The sequence below is a fragment of the Caulobacter sp. FV1ye6ST genome (genome assembly GCF_058681225.1).
In genome coordinates this window covers 3,898,311-3,916,965 of sequence record NZ_CM178733.1, presented here as the reverse complement: position 1 = coordinate 3,916,965, position 18,655 = coordinate 3,898,311, and the positions used below count along the sequence as shown (strand labels likewise).

Below are 18,655 nucleotides of genomic sequence, written 5' to 3'. Positions count from 1 at the left end.
TTCTAAATTTGGCTTACCTATTTGGTTGACCCCCTGAGCGGGAATGTCAACTCCCCATCATGCCGTTTTGCTAGGGCCTGTCTTTGCCGAGCCCGAATGGCGTGGGGCTTGCCTCTGCCGGGAAGCGTCGCTCCAAGGCCAGCAAGCCCTTGCGCTGCCCAGGTTGCGCGCGCTGAAAAATCATGCCTTTAGGCGGGTTCGGAAGCTGAGCGCTGAAATTGGTCGACAAATTGGTTGACAGCTTATCGCTCAGATGGTCGGCTATGGATGTCCCGTTGCCTCGAAGGCGCACGTCGCGCGGCGATGTTTGGGCGGGACGAAGGAAGCGATCACAGCTTCGGGCGGGAGGACATCGATTGGCAGACCTGCGCTCGAGCCTCGCCGCTCTGCTGGGCCTCGGCGCCCTGGCCGGCTCCGTTCACGCCTATGCGGCCGAGCGCCTGGTGCGCACGCCGGAAGCGTTCACGGCGGCGGTGCGGGCATCGGCCCCCGGCGACTCGGTGGTGTTGGCCAACGGCGTCTGGCGCGATTTCGAGATGGTGTTCACCGGCCAGGGCGCGGTGGCCAAGCCGATCACGCTGCGCGCCCAGACGCCGGGCAAGGTCGTGATCTCCGGCAAGTCGAACCTGCGCATCGCCGGCCGATACCTGGTCGTCTCGGGCCTGACCTTCAAGGACGGCTTCAGTCCGTCGTCCGAGGTCATCGCGTTTCGCCAGGACAGCGAGGCGCTGGCGTTCGACTCCCGCGTCACCGAGACGGTGATCGACGGGTTCAACAAGCCCGACCGCGCCGCCTCGGACTATTGGATCGGCCTCTACGGCCAGAACAACCGCGTCGATCACAATCATCTGCAAGGCAAGCTGAACAACGGCGTGACCCTGGCCGTGGTGCTGAGCTCGCCCCAGAGTCAGCGAAATCATCACCGCATCGACCACAACTATTTCGGCCCGCGACCCCCGCTGGGGTCGAATGGCGGCGAGACGATCCGGGTCGGGACCAGTCAGTTCTCGCGCACCCAATCCCTGACCGTGGTCGAGGACAACTATTTCGAAGGCTGCAGCGGCGAGGTCGAGATCGTCTCGAACAAGTCCGGCGGCAATGTCTATCGCCGCAACGTCTTCGTTCGCTCGCAGGGATCGCTGGTGCTGCGCCACGGCGACGGCGCCCTGGTCGAGGACAATGTCTTCCTGGGCGGCGGGGTGGCCCATACCGGCGGCGTGCGCGTGATCAACGCCAACCAGACGGTGCGTAACAACTACTTCCAGGACCTGCGCGGCGACGGCTTCACCGGAGCCCTGGTGCTGATGAACGGCGTCCCGAACTCGCCGCTGAACCGCTATAATCAGGTGCTGGACGCCCGCATCGAGAACAACATCTTCGTCGACGTAAGGGCGGTGGTCTTCGGGGCCGGCGCGGACCAGGAGCGCACCCTGCCGCCGGCGCGAAGCGTGCTGTCGGGCAACGTCTTCCTCGGTGCGGGCGGCGAGGCGATCTTCATGGCCCTGTCGCCGATCGACGGTCTGACCTTCAGCGGCAACAAGGTCGACGGGGTCGCGCCGCCGACCGGCGCCTCGGGCTTCGAGGCCAAGGCGATCGGTCGCGAGACCCTGCCGGATGGCCGCGTCTACCCCGACGCCGCCGCGCGCAAGGCCCTTGGCCTAAAGGCGCCGGTCAGGCTGCTGGCGCGCGAGGAGACCGGCGTGGCCTGGTATCCGAAGGGCGACCGGACCGTTGCGCTCGACAGCGGCCATATCGATCGCAAGACCCTCTTCGAACGCGCGGCTCCGGCTCGCGTCACCCTCCACGTCGGCAAGCCCGATCTCAGCGAGGCCGGCAACACCGGCGCGGCGCTCGAGATCGTGGATCAGCGCAAGTAGGTCAGATGTCAAATTTCCGCGTTCACCTTTTCGCCGGCCTCGCGATCCTGGCTCTGGCCGGCCAGGCCGCCGCCGCGACGCCGCCCAAGCCGACGCCGGCCGCTTCGGCCCAGGTCCCGCCGCTGTTCGCCGCCACCCTGGCCAAGAGCAAGGCCTTCGTGGATCCACAGCTCAAGAAGACCATCGACGTGCCGGTCCCGGTCGACGCTGGCGGGGGCTACACTCACGAGCGGCACAAGGACAACTACCGCCTGATCTACGAGGCGGGGATGCTGTACCGGCAGACCGGCGACAAGGCCTATGCCGACCTGGTGCGGCGTGTTCTGCTGGACTACGCCAAGCTCTACCCGTCCCTGCCGCCGCACCCCAAGCGCGCCAACCAGGCTCCGGGCAGGCTGTTCTGGCAGGTGCTGAACGACAGCGTCTGGCTGGTGAACTCGATCCAAGGCTATGAGGCGGTGATGGACGCCATCCCGGCCGCCGACCGCGCGACCATCGAGGCCAGCGTGTTCCGGCCGATGGCGGCGTTCCTGTCGACCGGCTCGGCCAAGACCTTCGACAGCATCCACAACCATGGCACCTGGGCGCTGGCGGCGGTCGGCATGACCGGCTACGCGATCGGCGACCAGGGCCTGGTCAAGCAGGCCCTGTACGGCTTGGATGGCTCGGGCAAGTCAGGCTTCTACAAGCAGCTGCAGGAGCTGTTCTCGCCCGACGGCTACTATGCCGAGGGGCCGTACTATCAGCGCTACGCCCTGTCGCCGTTCCTGCTGCTGGCCCAGTCGATCCAGCGCCACGACCCGTCGCGCAAGATCCTCGACTACCGCGATGGCGTGCTGCGCAAGGCCGTCTACGCCACGATTCAAGAGAGCTACGGCGGGCTGCTGTTCCCGATCAACGACGCCATCAAGGACAAGGGGATCGACACCCCCGAGCTGGTCCACGGCGTGGCGGTGACCTATGCCGCGACCAAGGATCCGGCCCTGCTGTCGATCGCCATCCAGCAAGGCTCGGTGGTTTTGAGCCCCGAAGGCCGCGAGGTCGCCGCCGCCATCGCGCGCGGCGAGGCGAGGCCGTTCCCGTTCGCCTCGATCAAGCTGCGCGACGGGGCCAAGGGCGACAAGGGCGCGCTGGTCGTGCTGCGCTCGGGTCCCAACCCCAAGGGCCAGGCCCTGGTCTTCAAGGCGACGTCCCAGGGCATGGGGCACGGCCATTTCGACAAGCTGTCCTGGATGTTCTACGACGCCGGCCAGGAGGTCGTGACCGACTACGGCTCGGCGCGGTTCCTGAACGTCGAGGCCAAGGCCGGCGGCCGCTACCTCCCCGAGAATGACAGCTGGGCGCGGCAGACGGTCGCCCACAACACCCTGGTGGTCGACGAGAAGAGCCAGTTCGGCGCCAACACCGACACAGGCGAGGCCCACTGGCCGACGCTTCTGGCCTTCGACGCCAAGGACGGCGTCCAGATGACCGCCGCCAGCATCGACGACGCCTGGCCCGGCGTGCGCTATCGCCGCGCCATGGCGCTGATCGACCGGCCGGAGGTCGGGCGTCCGATCGTCCTGGATCTGGTCCGCGCGGAGGGGGCGGGCAAGCACCGCTTCGACCTGCCGCTGCACTATGACGGCCAGATCGTCGACTCCGGCCTGAAGGTCCAGGGCGGGACCAGCGAACTGAAGCCGCTAGGCAAGGCCAACGGCTATCAGCACCTGTGGGATCGCGGCCGGGCGTCGGTGAAGGACGGGGCGCGCGTCTCCTGGTTCGACCGGGGGCGGTTCTATGACTACGTCTTCGCCTCCAGCGACGTCGATCAGGTGGTCCTGACCGAGCTGGGCGCCAACGACCCCAACTACAACCTCCGCAACGAGCGGGCCTTCATCCTGCGCGGCGACGACAAGGACAGCTTCACGCTGGCCGGGGTGCTGGAGCCGCACGGCGCCTACAGCGCCGCCGAGGAATACGCCCGCGACACCATCGCCTCGGTCAAGGCCGTCGAGCGCGTGTCGGAGAACGGCGCTGACCTCGTCCTCATCCGCCTGAACTCCGGCAAGACGCTGGCGATCGGCGTCTCCTGGGATCCCGATCCCGCCAAGCGCCACCGGGTCACGACCTCCGGCGGCGCCTATGCCTGGACCGGATTCTCCGGCCTGGCGGGGCCTGCCCAATGAGCCGCGAGACCAAGTTCAAGGGCCTTCGCTGGCTGATCGTCGGCATGGTCGGCCTGGCCACGGTGATCAACTATATCGACCGCAACGCCCTGGCGGTGATGTGGCCGCAAATCTCCAAGGACATGGGCGTCGGCAAGGAAGAGTACGCGCTCATCCTGACCTGCTTCATGCTGTCCTACGCGGCCGGCCAGACGATCTTCGGCAAGATCTTCGACGCGCTGGGCACGCGGGTCGGCTTCATGCTGTCGATCCTGGCCTGGTCGGCCTCGATCGCGCTGCACTCGGTCGCGCGGTCGATCCTGACGCTGGGCGTGCTGCGCGCGGCCCTGGGCGTCAGCGAGGCCGGCAACTGGCCCGGCGCCGCCAAGGCCAATGCCGAGTGGTTTCCGGTCCGCGAGCGGGCCTTCGCCCAGGGCATCTTCAACGCCGGCGCCTCGGTCGGGGCGATCATCTCGGCGCCGCTGATCGCCTGGCTGTTCCTGAGCTTCGGCTGGCGCGCGACCTTCCTGGTCATCGGGCTGCTGGGCGTCATCTGGGTCGTGCCGTGGGCGATCATCTGCCGCGCCGCGCCCGAGGATCACCCCTGGCTGTCGGACGATGAGCGAGAGCACATCCTCACGGGCCAGCGTCCGACCTCGGGCCAGACCGAGGTCGACTACAGGCCCAGCTGGGTGGGCTTGCTGCGCCACCGCGAGGCCTGGGGCCTGATCCTGGCCCGCTTCTTCATCGACCCGGTCTGGTGGCTGTTCGTCTCGTGGCTGCCGATCTATCTGGCCGAGCGGTTCGGCTTCGACATCAAGCAGATCGGCCTGTTCGGCTGGGTTCCCTATGTGGGCGCGGCGGCCGGCAGCCTGTTCGGCGGCTGGATTTCCGGCTGGCTGATCGGTCGCGGCTGGCGTCCCGTCAAGGCTCGCATGTGGGCGATGACCCTGGGCGGCGCTTTCATGCTGCCGGCCCTGCTGTTGACCGTCGGCGCCTCCACGCCGCTGCACGCGGTGCTGCTGATCGCCGTGATCCTGTTCGGCTTCCAGATCGCCATCAACAACATCCAGACCCTGCCCAGCGACTACCTGCCGGGCCGTTCGGTCGGCTCCCTGGCCGGGATCAGCGGCACCGCCGCCGTGGCCGGGGTTCTGATCACCACCTGGATCGTCCCGGTCGCCACCAAGGTCAGCTACGCCCCGGTCTTCATCATGGGCGCCAGCCTGGTTCCGCTTTCCATCCTGTCCATCTGGCTCTTGGGCGGCCGAGGCGAACGCCTCGTCGATCCCGCCCTCGCGGCCCGCACTACCAACGGAGTGAATTCCTGATGCGCCTCACCAACAAGACCGTCATCGTCACCGGCGGCGCGCGCGATATCGGCAAGGCCGTGTCGCTGAAGCTGGCGGCCGAAGGGGCCCATGTCGCCATCAACTATTTCGGCAGCGAGGAGGGCGCCAAGGCGACCCTGGCCGAAATCGAAGCGGCGGGCGGCCGCGCGATGATCCTGAAGGGCGACATGACCTCGGCGAGCGACGTCCAGGCCTTGGTCGACGCGGCCCTGTCGACCTTCGGCGGTCCCATCGGCGCCCTGGTCAACGTCGCCGGCGGCATGGTCGCCCGCAAGACGCTGGACGAGATGGACGAGGCCTTCTTCGACCATGTCATGCACCTGAACCTGAACTCCGTGTTCCTGACCACCAAGGCGGCCGTCCCGCACATGGCCGCCGGCTCGGCGATCGTGAACCTGTCCTCGCAGGCGGGCAAGGACGGCGGCGGCCCCGGCGCCACGGCCTATGCCACGGCCAAGGGCGCTATCATGACCTTCACCAAGGCCATGGCCAAGGAGCTTGGCCCGAACGGCATTCGCGTGAACGCCCTGTGCCCCGGCATGATCGGCACCACCTTCCACGACACCTTCTCCAAGGACGAGGTCCGCGCGCGCGTCGCGGCCAGCACGCCGCTGCGCCGTGAGGGCCGCGCGCCCGAGATCGCCGACGCGGTGGCCTATCTGGCCAGCGACGAGTCCAGCTTCCTCACGGGGGTCTGCCTGGACATCAACGGCGGCCTGTTGATGAGCTGATGGGAGAGGCCTCGATGATCGCCAAAGCTCTTGCCTCCATCGTCCTGCTGAGCGCGGCGCCCGTCGCCGCCCAGGTCCCGGCCGACTCCGCGCCGCCGGTCTCGGTCCAGGCCCCGGAGGCGACCAAGGACGTCGTCTACCTGCAGGCCAGCGGCAAGGATCTGCATCTCGACGTCTATCGCAACACCGCCTTCAAGGGACCGCGTCCGGTCCTGGTCTATATCCACGGCGGCGCGTGGTGGAAGGGCGAGAAGCCGGCGGGGTGGGGCGGTTTTCGCGCCTATCTGGCGGCGGGCTTCTCGGTGGTCACGGTCGAGTATCGCCTGAGCGACGTCGCAACGGCGCCAGCGGCGGTGCAGGACGTTCGCTGCGCCCTGTCGTGGGTGAAGGCCAACGCCAAGACCTACGGCTTCGACGCCCGGCGCGTCGTGCCCTACGGCACCTCGGCCGGCGGTCACCTGGCCTTGATGGCCGGCATGCTGCCCAAGGCCAACGACATCGACCTGCCGGCCTGCCGTGATCAGCCGACCGTGCCGGCCATCCTCGACTTCTATGGACCCTATCACCTGGGCGCCCACCTTCCCGGCGCCTTCAGGAGCCCGTCGACCGCACGGTGGATCGGCGGCGGGCCGGAGGCGCTGTGGACGACGATGTCGCCGGCGACCTATGTGCGCAGGCACCAGCCGCCGGTGTTCATCGCCCACGGCGATGCTGATCCCACCGTGCCCTACGAGGCTTCGCTGGCCTTGAAGGCGGACCTGGACAAGGCCGGCGTTGCGAACCGCCTCCACACCGTGCCGGGCGGCGTGCACGGCAAGTTCCCCAAGGAGGAGCAGGACAGGATCGAGCGCGAGGCCTTGGCGTTCCTGGCCGCCAACGGCGTGGTCGGCGCGCGGTAGGTCAGCGTCCCCTCGCGGCAGGATTGCTTTCTTCCGGAATCTGGGTCACTTCGTTAAAAAGACTTTTAAACGAATACTCACTTCCCGGGAGGGCTGGATGGACGTCTACATCTTCGACGCGGTGCGCACGCCGCGCGGCAAGGGGCGTCCGGACGGTTCGCTGGCTGGGGTGTCGCCGGCGGGGCTGATCGCGCAACTCGTGCGGGCGCTGGAGGCGAGGAACGGTCGCGAGGCGGTCCACGCAGCCGGGCATTTCACCCTGGGCTGCGTGACGCAGTTCGGCGCGCAGGGCGGCCATCTGGCGCTGGCGTCGCGGATCCAGGCGGGGCTGCCGGACGCGATGTCGTGCCTGACGATCAACAATTTCTGCGTCTCGGGCCTGTCGGCCATCGCGGACGCGGCGCGGCGCATCGCTGCCGGCGAGGTCGACCTGGCGCTGGCGGGGGGCGCGGAGTCGATGTCCCAAGCGCCGTTCCTGGCCGATCAGGCCGACTTCTATAGCGACATGGATTTGGCCCGGCGGATGGGCTGGGCGCCCGTCGGGCTCGCGGCGGATCTGCTGGCGACGCGCGAGGGCCTGACGCGGGCCGCGCTGGACGCCGCCGTCCTCAAGTCCCACCAGAGGGCCGCCGCCGCCTGGCGCGAAGGCCGCTATGACAATCGGGTCGTGCCGATCCTGAACCCGGACGAGACGGTGGCCCTGGATCGAGACGAGAACATCCGCGACTTCGGCGACGGCAAGCCGCTGGAGCGCTTTGGGCCGGTATTCGCCGCCACGGGCGCCGAGGGCTATGACGACATCCTGCTGACCAGCTTCCCGGAGCTCGCGAAGGTCGAGCATCTGCACACCATCGCCCACTGCCCGCCGATCTCGGACGGCGCGGCGCTGGTGCTGCTGGGCTCGAAGGCGGCGGGCCGACGGCTGGGGCTGACGCCGGTCGCCCGGATCCGCGCCCTGGGCGAGGCGGCCGCCGATCACGTCCTGCAGCTGACGGCCGGTCCGGTCGCGATGGGCAAGGCGCTGGACCGGGCGGGCATGGCCCTCGGCGAGGTCGGGGTGACGGAATATATGGAAGCCTTCGCCGCCGTGCCCGTGCTGTTCGAGCGCGACTTCGGCTTTGATCCGGAGCGTCTCAATCCCAATGGCGGGCACCTGGCGATGGGCCATCCGATGGGGGCGACCGGGGCGATCCTGACCACGACCCTGCTGGATGACATGGCCCAGTTCGACGCCGAGACCGGTCTGGTGGTGGCCACGGGCGGCGTCGGGGTCGGCGCGGCCATGGTTCTCGAGCGGGCAGGGTAGGCGCGGGGGCGGCCCCGCGCCCGCCCGCGCTTCAGGGTTCGCCCTTCAGCGCCTTCTCCAGGCTGGCGCGGTCATAGTACTCGCGCCACTCCACGATCTTGCCGTCCTTGATGTCCAGCACGCCGACCACCGGGACCGCGCCGGGATGGCCGTTATAGACGAACCGGTCGGTGCGCTCCATGAACACCAGATTGTCGATGATCCCCATGTGGGCGATGTCCAGGGTGACGCCGTCGGGCGCGCCCTTGCCCAGGGCGGCGATGCGATCGTAGATCGCCGTCCGGCCCTTGACCGGCGCGACCATCATCGACTTCAGCGTGCCGTCCTCGGCGAACAGGTCCGCGACCTTGCGCCAGTCGGCGTGCTTCCAGGCCGCGATCATGTCGCGCGCCACCGCCAGGCGGCTGGCGTCGGTGTCCTGCGCGTAGGCCGGGGACGCAATGGCCAGGGCGAGCGTCAGCGACGCGACCATGCTTGCGATCTTCATGATTTCCTCCCGAGATTTTTATGCGCCGGATGACGCTACGACATTACTTGCATAACAAGACCATGGTGCTAGGGTCGTGGCAAGAGGCGCGGTCACGTCGTCTTTGAAGCAGGGAGAGTCTCGATGAAGCTGGAGCGCCTGCCCCCCGTTCTGACGACGCTTGGGCAAAGCAATCACCCCTACATGTCCGGGCCGTGGACGCCGCAGCACGAAGAGGTCAACGCCACCGACCTGACCGTGCTGGAGGGCGCGATCCCGACGGACATCGACGGCGTCTACATCCGCAACACCGAGAACCCGGTCCACCGACCGCTGGGCCGCTATCACCCGTTCGACGGCGACGGCATGGTCCATATGATCAGCCTGCGCGAAGGGCGCGCCGAGTACCGTAACCGCTTCGTGCGCACGCGCGGCTTCCAGGCCGAGCAGGAGGCCGGCGGTTCGCTATGGGGCGGGCTAATGGATGGTCCAGGCGTCTCGACCCGTCCTGGCTTTGGCTGCCATGGCGGCATGAAGGACGCCTCGTCCACCGACGTCGTCGTGCACGGCGGCAAGATCGTCTCGACCTTCTACCAGTGCGGCGAGGCCTACTGGCTGGATCCGGAAACCCTGGAGCAGGGCGGGGTGGCCAGCTGGGGGCCGCTGGACGGCGTCTCGGCCCACCCGAAGATCGACGAGGCCACTGGCGAGCTCCTGTTCTTCAACTACTCCAAGCACGCGCCCTACATGCACTACGGTGTGGTCGACCGGCACGGCAAGACGACCCACTACGTGCCGATCGACCTGCCCGGTCCGCGCCTGCCGCACGACATGGTCTTCACGACCAACTATTCGATCCTCAACGATCTGCCGGTCTTCTGGGACCAGGAACTGCTGAAGCGCAACATCCACGCCACGCGGTTCCACCGGGACCTGCCGTCGCGGTTCGGGATCATCCCGCGCTACGGGCGCTCGGACGAGATCCGCTGGTTCGAGGCCGCGCCGACCTACATCCTGCACTTCCTCAACGCCTATGAGGACGGCGACGAGATCGTCATGGACGGCTATTTCCAGGAGGATCCGACCCCGCCGCCGCTGGCCGACGCGCCCGAGGGCATGGGCCACCTGATGGCGTTCCTGGACGAGCAGTCGTTCCGGCCCAGGCTGCACCGCTGGCGCTTCAACCTGAAGACCGGCGAGACGACCGAGAAGCATCTGGACGAGCGGATCCTCGAGTTCGGCATGTTCAACCAGCGCTACGCCGGCAGGCCCTATCGCTACGCCTATTCCACAACCGCCAAGCCCGGCTGGTTCCTGTTCACGGGCTTCGTCAAGCACGACCTGGAGACCGGCGAGTCCTGGAGCGTGAACCTGCCGGAGGGGCGCTACGCCAGCGAGTCGCCGTTCGTGCCGCGCATCGGCGCCGTGGACGAGGACGACGGCTATCTCGTCAGCTTTATCATCGACGAGAACAAGCAGACCTCCGAATGCGTGCTGATCGACTGCAAGCGCTTCGAGGAGGGGCCGGTCGTCCGGATCGCCCTGCCGCACAAGCTGTCCAGCGGAACCCATAGCGTCTGGGCCGATCGGGCCTTCATCCGCGACGGCGTCAGCGCCGCCTGAACGCGCCGAGATCCAGGAGTCTGAGATGGATATCAAGAACAGCGTCGCGCTGGTGACCGGCGGCAACCGCGGCATCGGCGAGGCCTTCGTGCGGGCCTTCGTCGCCGCGGGGGCGGCCAAGGTCTATGTCGGGGCGCGTGACGTCGCCAGCGCCCAGCATCTGGTCGATGAGGCCGGCGGCAAGGTCGTGGCCATCGCGCTGGACGTCACCAAGCCGGAGACGATCACCGCCGCCGCGGCGCAATGCCAGGACGTCACGATCCTGGTCAACAACGCCGGCCAGTTCGGCATGCAAACCCTGCTCAAGGCGCCCGATCTGGAGACCGCGCGCCTGGAGATGGAGGTCAACTACTTCGGCCCCCTGGGCATGAGCCGCGCCTTCGCGCCGATCCTGGCCAAGAGCCCGGAGAGCACGATCGTCAACGTACTGTCTGCCGGCGGCCTCGTGGCGGTGCCGGGCATGGGCGGCTACAGCCCGTCCAAGTTCGCGGCGCGGGCGATGAGCACCTGCCTGCGCGCTGAGTTGGCCCCTCGGAACACCAATGTCGTCGCCCTGATCGTCGGCTCTGTCGACACGCGGATGGCCAGCCATGTCGAGGGCTTCAAGGAGACGCCCGCGACCATCGCCGAGGCCGGCCTGAAGGCCATCAAGCGCAAGGCCGACGAGGTGGACACCGATTTCATGGCCATCGACGTGCGCGCCAACCTGGCGCGCGATCCGAAGGGCTTCGAACTTCAAATGCGACGCTCCCTGGCGGGCGAGCGCGTCACCACTGGCCGCTGAGGAGCGTTCATGTCCAAGCCCGACACCCCAAGAATGGACTACGTGGATTTCGCCAAGCGCTTCGTCGCCGCCATCCAGGACGGGGATGGTGAAGCCGTCCGGGCCTTCTACGCGCCCGACGCCAAGCTGTGGCACAACACCGACAATATCGAGCAGACCGTCGACCAGAACCTCAAGGTGCTGGCCTGGTTCGTGAAGACCCTGCCTGACCGCCACTATCGCGTCCTGCGCGTCGAGGCGCTGCCCGACGGCTTCGTGCAGCAGCACGTGCTGGAGGCCACCCTGCCCAATGGCGAGCGCTGGGCGATGGACGCCTGCGTGGTCATCAAGATCGAGAACGGCCTGATCACGCGGCTCGACGAATATCTGGACTCGGCCAAGTCGGCGGCCCTGCGGCCGTTCGGTCGCTGACGACAAATCCGCGGCCGTTCCTACCGCCGCGAGACTGGGGCGGGTCCTTCGCGGGGCCCGCCCTTTTTGTGTCGCGCTAGTGGCGACCGGCTTGGTCGAAATCCTGGACCAGGCCCATGGCCTTCAGCAGGTGGGCGCGGTCGTAGTACTCGCGCCAGACCTTGATCAGGTCGCCTTCGAATTCGAGGATCCCGACCACAGGAGCCGAGCCGAACCTTCCCCGGATCGTGAATTCGTCGCTGCGCTCCATGAACAGCAGGCCGTCCACGACGCCGATGTGATGGATCTTCAGCTCGATCCGCTCGAGCCCGTCGCCCAGCGCGGAGACGCGGGCATGGATCGCTTCGCGCCCGACGATGGGTTCGACCATCATCGAGTGCAGAACGCCGTCGGGCGTGAACATGTCGGCGATTCCGCGCCAGTCCATGCGCTTCCAGGCGTCGGCCATCTCAAGGCCGCGCGCGATCTTCTGTTCATTGCTCAGCATGGTTCTCTCCCTGAAATCGGCTCCAAGCTTGACCGGAGCCGGCGTTGTTCTTTTGAACTTTCATAACCGTACTTAATGTCAGGCGCGTGCGCCTGTCGACCCCGAGCTTGGGGCGAACGCGGTGGTTCTGGCCTCCAAAAATAGACACTTGCGTTACGAGACTAAAAGATCAATTCTCGGCGCATAGGCCGTTCAAGAGCCTTGAAACAGGAGAGGGAAGCGCTTCACAGGGGCTTTCACGATGTCGTCGTGCTGATCGCCGCGACCCCGTGATCCGGTCGATGTCTTTCTGTTATGCAAGCGAATGCCAGAAGGCCTCGGCCGTCGCGAGCACGACACCGCCCCCGCAGCGCAACACCCCCTCGAGCCGCAACCACCCGGGCTTGCCCGGTCATCAACACAAGGGACTCCAAGACCGATCGATCGGCGCAGGTCCCCGGGGAGGAATGACATGCATCTCAAGAGATCCGCTTCCATCATCGCGTTGGTCGCCGGCGTCGGTATCGCGGGCGTCGGTTTGGCCGCGCCCGCGCTCGCCGCCGCGGCCGATCAGACCGCGCCGCAGAACACCCTCGAGGAACTGCTCGTCACCGCGCAAAAGCGCGAAGTGAACCTGCAGCAGGCGCCGCTTTCGATCTCGGCCGTCGGCGGCGAGACCCTGGCGCGCGACAAGATCATGAACTCCGAGGACCTGGGGCACGCCACGGTCGGCCTGTCCTTCACCCAGAACTCGCCCCAGGCGCTGGAGCTGAACATCCGCGGGGTGGTCAACACCCGCCTGTCGGCGCCGACCGCCGACCAATCGGTCTCGACCTTCGTCGATGACGTCTATGTCAGTCGCTCGGGCAACCTGAACACGTCCTTCTACGACATCGACCGGGTCGAGCTGATCCGCGGTCCGCAGGGCGTGGTGCTGGGCAAGAACGTCGCCGGCGGCGCCATCAGCGTCATCTCGGCCTCGCCGCAATTCGACTACAGCGGCCAGGTCGCCGTGACTTTCGGCAACTACAATCTGCAACAGACGACCGGCCACGTGACCGGTCCGATCACCAGCAACCTGGCGGGCCGCCTGTCGTTCCAGACGATAAACCACTCCGGCTACGCCAAGGACATCCTGCACGACGTCGATCTGGAGAACCTGGACTCCAAGCAGATCCGCGGCCAGCTGCTCTACAAGCCCGAGGGCAGCGACCTGCGTGTGCGCTTCATCGCCGACTACAACTGGGACACCAGCAACGGCCCCAACCGCGTCGGCATGGGCGAGACGACCTGCACCACGGCGGCCCAGTGCTTCGCGCCCTGGTACAAGGCTCGCCTGGCCATCGCCGCCTTGCGCGGCGGCCTCTCCATCCGTGAGAGCCTGCCGATGTGGCCGCAATTCAAGGGCGACGCCGCCCCGACCCGCCAGCGCGTCCAGCACGAGTCGGCCAGCTTCATCCTGAAGGTCGACAAGGACATCTTCCCGGATGTCGGCTTCACCTCGGTGACCGGCTATCGCGGCGGCCAGGCGTTCACGCTGTACGATCAGTCGGGCGTCGGTCCGAGCAACGGCTACGGCGTCATCACCCCGCTGCTGTTCGCCGAGCCGGTGAACTTCGTCGAGGACATCGCCCAGTTCACCCAGGAAGTGCGCCTGACCTCGCACTACGACAACAGCCGCTTCGACTGGATCGTCGGCGGCTTCTACCTGCACAACAAGGTGCGCCAGACCAACCGCTTCTGGGGCGAAAGCACGGTCCTGCCTTCGCTGTCGGGCGAGAGCTACTGGGATGACCACGGTCTGAACCGCGACATCGCCGTCTTCGCTCAGCTCGGCTACAAGTTCACCGACACGGTGAAACTGGAAGCTGGCGTCCGCTACACGCGCGACAAGAAGAGCGGCACCCAGGAGGGCAGGGCCATCGCTCTGGGCGACAAGCTTAACCCCAACGACAAGGTCCCGCTGACCCCGCTGACCGACGCCAACGGCTTCTTCACGCCCTATGCCCAGAAGTGGTCGAAGGTCACCCCCCAGGCCACCCTGACCTGGACGCCGAACGACGACTTCATGGCCTATGCCACGGTTTCGGTGGGCTTCAAGGGCGGCGGCTTCCAGAACGACGCGCCCAACGCCTTCGCCGCGCAACAACCCTATCGGCCAGAGTCGGTCACCAACTACGAAGCCGGCTACAAGTGGGAATTCCTAGACCGCCGCGCGCGGTGGAACACCTCGGTGTTCTTCATGGACTACACCGACCTGCAGGTGCAGCGCACCGACGGCACCTGCCTGTGCAACGTGATTTCCAACGCCGGCGCCGCCGAGATCAAGGGCGTGGAGTCGGAGTTCCAGATCGCGCCGATGCGGGGTCTGCGCCTGGCGCTGGGCGGCTCGATCCTCGACGCCAAGTACACCGACTTCGTCGATCCGGTGACCAAGATCTCGTACAATGGCAACTTCATGCAGCGGACGCCGAAGTACCAGCTGTCGGCCAGCGCCGAATACACGACCGCGGCCTTCGGGCTCGAGGACGCGCTGCACTTCAAGCTGGCCTACAAGAAGCAGGGCAAGATGTTCTGGGCCCCGGACACGGTCCAGTACGAACAGCCCTACGGTCTGCTGGATGGCCGCATCAGCCTGTCGCCAGCCGAGAAGCCCTGGGCTGTCTCGGTCTGGGGGCGTAACCTGACGGACAAGGTCTACCGCACCAACATCATCGACATCCTGGGCGATGCGGTGTCGTCGTTCGGCACGCCGCGCACCTTCGGCGTCGAGCTCTCCACCAAGTTCTAACTCCCTATCCAGGCGCCGGCGGCCTTTGGGCTGTCCGGCGCTTTCTTTTCACGAGGGGCCGATGGGCGCGCTGTACTCCCGTTTGACCGAAGTCATCTCCGCCTGGCAGGCCAAGGATGTCGACAAGGTGCTGAGCTACATGGCCGACGACATCGTCTGGCACTATGCCGCGCCGGGCTTGCCGCCGATCAAGGGCAAGGCGGCGGCGCGCAAGCTGCTCGTGAAGTTCCAGAGCGACATGCACGACATCCAGTGGCGGATCTTCAACCACGCCGAGACGCTCGACCGCCTCTTCCTCGAAGGCGTGGACGACTACCGCACGACCGACGGCAAACGTATGGCCGTGCCCTATGCCGGCGTCCTCGACTTCCGCGACGGGCTGATCTCCGGCTGGCGCGACTATGTGGATCTGGCCGTCATCGCCCAACAGAAGGCCGGCGAGCCGTTCACCGCTCAGGTGGAGGCGCTGATCGGCCGGGCGTCGGTCGGATGAGCGGCCTGGCGCGACGCGATCTCGTGGGCCTGGGCGCGGCCCTGGCCCTTCTTCCCATCACTTCAGCGGAGGCCGCAGGCATGGCCCGTCTCTACCCGGTCCTGGAAGCCATCATCGCGGCCTGGCGTCGTCAGGACGTCGAGGGCGTGCTGGTCCACGTCACCGACGACATCATCTGGCGCAACTCGGGCGGCTTCGCCCCGGCGATCCGCGGCAAGGCGGCCATGCGGGAAGTGCTCGTGGCCATGGCGGCGAAGATCAAGACCAACCACTGGCGCATCTTCGATCATGCCGAGAACGGCCATCGCCTGTTCATGGAAGGCGTCGACGAGTTCTGGTTCCACACCGGCGAGCACATCGCCATTCCCTATGCCGGCAGCCTGGAGTTCAGGGGCGACAAGGTCTGCGAGTGGCGCGAATATTTCGACGGCCGCCTCAGCCTGGCGATGAAGAACGGCGAGCCGTTCTCGGCCGAGGTCAAGGAAATGATCGGCCGACCGGTGGCTCGTTAGGCGGGAGGCCGGACGGTCGTCAGGTCCGCCGGCCCGCCGCACTGGTCGCAGGTCATGCGCGGATCGAGCACGGCGCCGCAGGTGCGGTGCCGCATCAGCGTGGGCGGTCCGGCCTCGGTCGCCAGCCAGCGGTCGCCCCAGCGGTTCAGCTCAATGATCAGCGGGTGCAGGTCCTTGCCCTCATCGGTCAGGCGGTACTCCCAGCGCTCGGGCCGGGTCTGGTAGAGCTCCCGCTGCAGGATGCCCAGCTCGACCAGCCGCCCCAGGCGGTCGGTCAGGATGTTCGGGGCGATGGCCAGCGCCTCCTGGAAGTCGCCGAACCGCCGCCGGCCGGCGAAGGCCGAGGCGATCACGTGGCTGGTCCAGCGGTCGCCCAGCACCTGGAAGGCGCGGTCCAGCATCGGATTGCCCTTGTTCAGCCCCTCCGACGGGACGATCGACCGGCGCTGGGCGCGCGGCGGCGCCGAGGGCTCGTAGCCGGCGCCAGGGCCTGGCTCGACGATGACGTTGCGGACCGTCAGGGCTTCGCCGCAATGGCCGCAGGCCAGCACCGGCGTGAACTCCGCCCCGCAGCTGTGGCGCAGGCGGTGGCCCGGATTGGCGGGATCATAGAACCAGCGCTTCTCCCAGCCGATGATGGCGAGGGCGACGCTATAGAGGTCGCGGCCCATCTCGGTCAGCCGGTATTCGAACCAGTTCGAACGCTCGGCATAGGGCGTACGAACCATGACGCCGGCGGCCTGCAGGCGCTTGAGTCGGTCGGTCAGCAGGCTGCGCGCCAGGCCGATGCGCGCCTGGAAATCGTCGAACCGCCGGACACGCTGGAAGGCCAGATAGAGGATCATCAGCGTCCAGCGATCCCCCACCACGTTCAGGGCCCGGGTGGCCGAATTGGCCTGCACCAACTGGTTCAGCGGACGCGGAGAGATCGTTTCCGACGGACTGTCTTCGGCCATGAGGTCCCGTATCTGGCGAGGGCGGCGGAAGGTCGATAGCCATCGCGCCGCCCTCTCTATCAAGCTCGTCGGTCGGCGCCCACCGTCGCGCGGGTGCGTTCGTAGTCGGCGGCCAGGGACGCGACGATGTCGGCCAGCGGCTCGATCGCCTTGACCTCGCCGACGCCATGGCCCGCCGCCCAGACGTCGCGCCAGCGCTTGGCCGAGTCCTCGGGACGCCTCAGCTGGATCTCGGCGCGGCCCGTCAGGGAGGCCGGGTCATGGCCGGCCGCCAGCAGGCTCTGCCGCAGCCAGTTGGCCGGGATGCCGGTCAGGGCCGCGGAGGTGACGATGTCCTCGGCCCGCGAGTCGATCAGCATCTGCTTGTATTCCGGTTGGGCCATGCTCTCGGCGCAGGCGATCAGGCGGGTGCCGAGATAGGCGAGATCCGCCCCCAGCGCCCGGGCCGCCAGGATCGCGCGGCCGCTGCCGATGCCGCCGCCCAGGACGATGGTCCCGTCGAACATCTCGCGCACGGCCGGGGCGAAGGCGAAGCCGGAGATCGGGCCGGTGTGTCCGCCCGCGCCCGACGCCACCAGGATCAGGCCGTCGACGCCGGCCGCCGCCGCCTTCTCGGCGTGGGTCAGCGAGTTGACGTCGGCGAAGACCAGGCCGCCATAGCCGTGGATCGCGTCGACCACGCTGGTGGGCGCGCCTAGGGCGGTGATGACGATCGGCGGCCGGTGCTTGAGCACCAGCTCCAGCTCCTCGTCCTTCCGGGCGTAGGAGCGGTGGACCATGATGTTGACCGCCCAGGGCGGCGCGTCCGCCGGCAGTTCGCGGCCGATCAGGCTCATCCAGGCGTCGAGGTCGTCCAGGGTGCGGGCGTTGTTGGCGGGGAAGGAGCCGATGATCCCGGCCCGGCAGGCGGCCAGCACCATGTCGGTCCCCGACACCAGGAACATCGGCGCGGCGATCGCCGGGACCCTCAGGCGGTCGAGGATATGCGCGGGAAGCGTCATGCTCAGTCCGCCTTGGCCGGCTTGGGTGGCCAGGGGAAGAAGCCCGACGTGCGGCGCATATAGTCCTCGTAGTCGGGTTTGCGGCGGCGCATGCGGCCCTCGACCGTCGGGACGCCGCTCCAGCGGGTCAGGGTGAAGACCAGCCAGATTGGACCGATGATCGAGACCAGGCCTAGCTTCGTCTCGGCCGCGATCAGGAACAGGCCCCACCAGACGCAGGCGTCGCCGAAGTAGTTGGGGTGGCGGGTGTAGCGCCACAGGCCCTTGTCCATCACCTTGCCGGCGTTTTCGGGGGTCTTCTTGAACCGCACCAGCTGCCAGTCGGCCAGGCTCTCGAACAGCAGGCCGAACAGCGCCAGGCCCGCGCCGACCAGGCCCAGGACGCCCAGCTGTGTCGGCGTGTCGGCGATCTGGCCCAGCTGGACGGGCAGGCAGACCATCCACAGCAGCGGCATCTGCAGCATGAACACCATGCGGAAGGCGGCGTGGGCGAAGCCCCAGCCGCGCTCCTCCTTGGCCTTGGCCAGCATCCGCACATAGCGGCCGTCGGGGCCGTGGTCGCGCCAGCGCCACAGCATGTAGCCGCCCAGCCGCAGGGCCCAGGCGACGCAGAGGCCGGTCATGACCATCCGCCGCTGGGTGCCGCCGCCGGTCTGCAGGTAGGTCGCGATCGCCACGACGCCCATGCCCAGGCCCCACAGGCTGTCGACGGGCGTGACGTCGCGTATCGCCACGCAGATGGCCCAGGCGGCCACGAACACGGCCAGGATGACCCCCGCATTCACCAGCGGAATGAGAATATAGTCAGGCATCGCCTTCCCCCGTTCGGCGCGCCGCAGC

Annotated in this window: 17 protein-coding genes; 12 read left to right on the top strand and 5 right to left on the bottom strand. The window is 67.6% G+C overall.

Going from position 1 to position 18,655, the window contains the following annotated elements; all coding sequences use genetic code 11:
• Window positions 1-356: 356 nt before the first annotated feature.
• The 6 genes from ACW175_RS18680 to ACW175_RS18655 all read left to right on the top strand — a co-directional run bounded on the left by ACW175_RS18680 (window position 357) and on the right by ACW175_RS18655 (window position 8,312).
• Complete coding sequence (locus ACW175_RS18680) at window positions 357-1,877, top strand: polysaccharide lyase 6 family protein (protein ID WP_492101489.1); 1,521 nt, start codon at window positions 357-359, stop codon at window positions 1,875-1,877.
• Between the two features lie 5 nt (window positions 1,878-1,882).
• Window positions 1,883-4,045, top strand: coding sequence for an alginate lyase family protein (locus tag ACW175_RS18675; RefSeq protein WP_492101488.1), 2,163 nt, complete (start codon window positions 1,883-1,885; stop codon window positions 4,043-4,045).
• The gene (locus tag ACW175_RS18670; protein ID WP_492101487.1) at window positions 4,042-5,355 is read left to right on the top strand and encodes an MFS transporter; all 1,314 of its coding nucleotides are present in this window, start codon (window positions 4,042-4,044) and stop codon (window positions 5,353-5,355) included. The genes ACW175_RS18675 and ACW175_RS18670 overlap by 4 nt, the downstream gene beginning before the upstream one ends.
• A complete protein-coding gene (locus tag ACW175_RS18665) occupies window positions 5,355-6,107 on the top strand; it encodes an SDR family NAD(P)-dependent oxidoreductase (protein ID WP_492101486.1) in 753 nt (250 codons plus the stop codon). The genes ACW175_RS18670 and ACW175_RS18665 overlap by 1 nt, the downstream gene beginning before the upstream one ends.
• A 14-nt stretch (window positions 6,108-6,121) precedes the next feature.
• Entirely contained in the window at window positions 6,122-7,006 is an 885-nt protein-coding gene (locus ACW175_RS18660) for an alpha/beta hydrolase fold domain-containing protein (protein WP_492101485.1), read from the top strand.
• Between the two features lie 97 nt (window positions 7,007-7,103).
• The gene (locus tag ACW175_RS18655; protein ID WP_492101484.1) at window positions 7,104-8,312 is read left to right on the top strand and encodes an acetyl-CoA C-acyltransferase; all 1,209 of its coding nucleotides are present in this window, start codon (window positions 7,104-7,106) and stop codon (window positions 8,310-8,312) included.
• 31 nt (window positions 8,313-8,343) lie between these two features.
• On the opposite strand, the gene ACW175_RS18650 is transcribed toward ACW175_RS18655, so the two are convergent.
• Window positions 8,344-8,799: a nuclear transport factor 2 family protein gene (locus ACW175_RS18650; RefSeq protein ID WP_492101483.1), complete on the bottom strand. Its 456-nt coding sequence runs from the start codon at window positions 8,797-8,799 to the stop codon at window positions 8,344-8,346.
• Between the two features lie 123 nt (window positions 8,800-8,922).
• On the opposite strand from ACW175_RS18650, the gene ACW175_RS18645 reads away from it, so the two are divergent.
• The 3 genes from ACW175_RS18645 to ACW175_RS18635 are packed head-to-tail and all read left to right on the top strand — an operon-like array spanning window position 8,923 to window position 11,596.
• Entirely contained in the window at window positions 8,923-10,401 is a 1,479-nt protein-coding gene (locus ACW175_RS18645) for a carotenoid oxygenase family protein (protein ID WP_492101482.1), read from the top strand.
• A gap of 25 nt (window positions 10,402-10,426) precedes the next feature.
• Window positions 10,427-11,185 carry an SDR family oxidoreductase gene (locus tag ACW175_RS18640; protein WP_492101481.1) on the top strand — a complete coding sequence of 253 codons (759 nt, stop codon included), beginning with the start codon at window positions 10,427-10,429 and terminating at the stop codon, window positions 11,183-11,185.
• A 9-nt stretch (window positions 11,186-11,194) separates the two neighbouring features.
• Window positions 11,195-11,596, top strand: a complete 402-nt coding sequence (locus tag ACW175_RS18635; protein WP_492101480.1) for a nuclear transport factor 2 family protein — start codon at window positions 11,195-11,197, stop codon at window positions 11,594-11,596.
• Window positions 11,597-11,672: 76 nt separating this feature from the next.
• Here ACW175_RS18635 and ACW175_RS18630 read toward each other — a convergent pair whose 3' ends face one another.
• The gene (locus ACW175_RS18630) at window positions 11,673-12,083 is read right to left on the bottom strand and encodes a nuclear transport factor 2 family protein (RefSeq protein ID WP_492101479.1); all 411 of its coding nucleotides are present in this window, start codon (window positions 12,081-12,083) and stop codon (window positions 11,673-11,675) included.
• A gap of 451 nt (window positions 12,084-12,534) precedes the next feature.
• Here ACW175_RS18630 and ACW175_RS18625 point away from each other — a divergent pair, with 451 nt between their 5' ends.
• From ACW175_RS18625 to ACW175_RS18615, 3 genes are all read left to right on the top strand, one after another.
• Window positions 12,535-14,853, top strand: coding sequence for a TonB-dependent receptor (locus ACW175_RS18625; protein WP_492101478.1), 2,319 nt, complete (start codon window positions 12,535-12,537; stop codon window positions 14,851-14,853).
• Between the two features lie 61 nt (window positions 14,854-14,914).
• Window positions 14,915-15,346, top strand: a complete 432-nt coding sequence (locus ACW175_RS18620) for a nuclear transport factor 2 family protein (protein ID WP_492101477.1) — start codon at window positions 14,915-14,917, stop codon at window positions 15,344-15,346.
• 80 nt (window positions 15,347-15,426) lie between these two features.
• Entirely contained in the window at window positions 15,427-15,858 is a 432-nt protein-coding gene (locus tag ACW175_RS18615; protein WP_492101476.1) for a nuclear transport factor 2 family protein, read from the top strand.
• On the opposite strand, the gene ACW175_RS18610 is transcribed toward ACW175_RS18615, so the two are convergent.
• From ACW175_RS18610 to ACW175_RS18600, 3 genes are read right to left on the bottom strand one after another with little or no spacing between them, the layout of a single operon-like run.
• A complete protein-coding gene (locus tag ACW175_RS18610) occupies window positions 15,855-16,814 on the bottom strand; it encodes a winged helix-turn-helix transcriptional regulator (RefSeq protein WP_492101475.1) in 960 nt (319 codons plus the stop codon). The genes ACW175_RS18615 and ACW175_RS18610 overlap by 4 nt on opposite strands.
• A gap of 59 nt (window positions 16,815-16,873) precedes the next feature.
• Complete coding sequence (locus tag ACW175_RS18605; protein ID WP_492101474.1) at window positions 16,874-17,815, bottom strand: NAD(P)H-dependent flavin oxidoreductase; 942 nt, start codon at window positions 17,813-17,815, stop codon at window positions 16,874-16,876.
• A 2-nt stretch (window positions 17,816-17,817) separates the two neighbouring features.
• Window positions 17,818-18,627: a DUF1295 domain-containing protein gene (locus ACW175_RS18600; RefSeq protein ID WP_492101473.1), complete on the bottom strand. Its 810-nt coding sequence runs from the start codon at window positions 18,625-18,627 to the stop codon at window positions 17,818-17,820.
• Window positions 18,628-18,655: the final 28 nt, after the last annotated feature.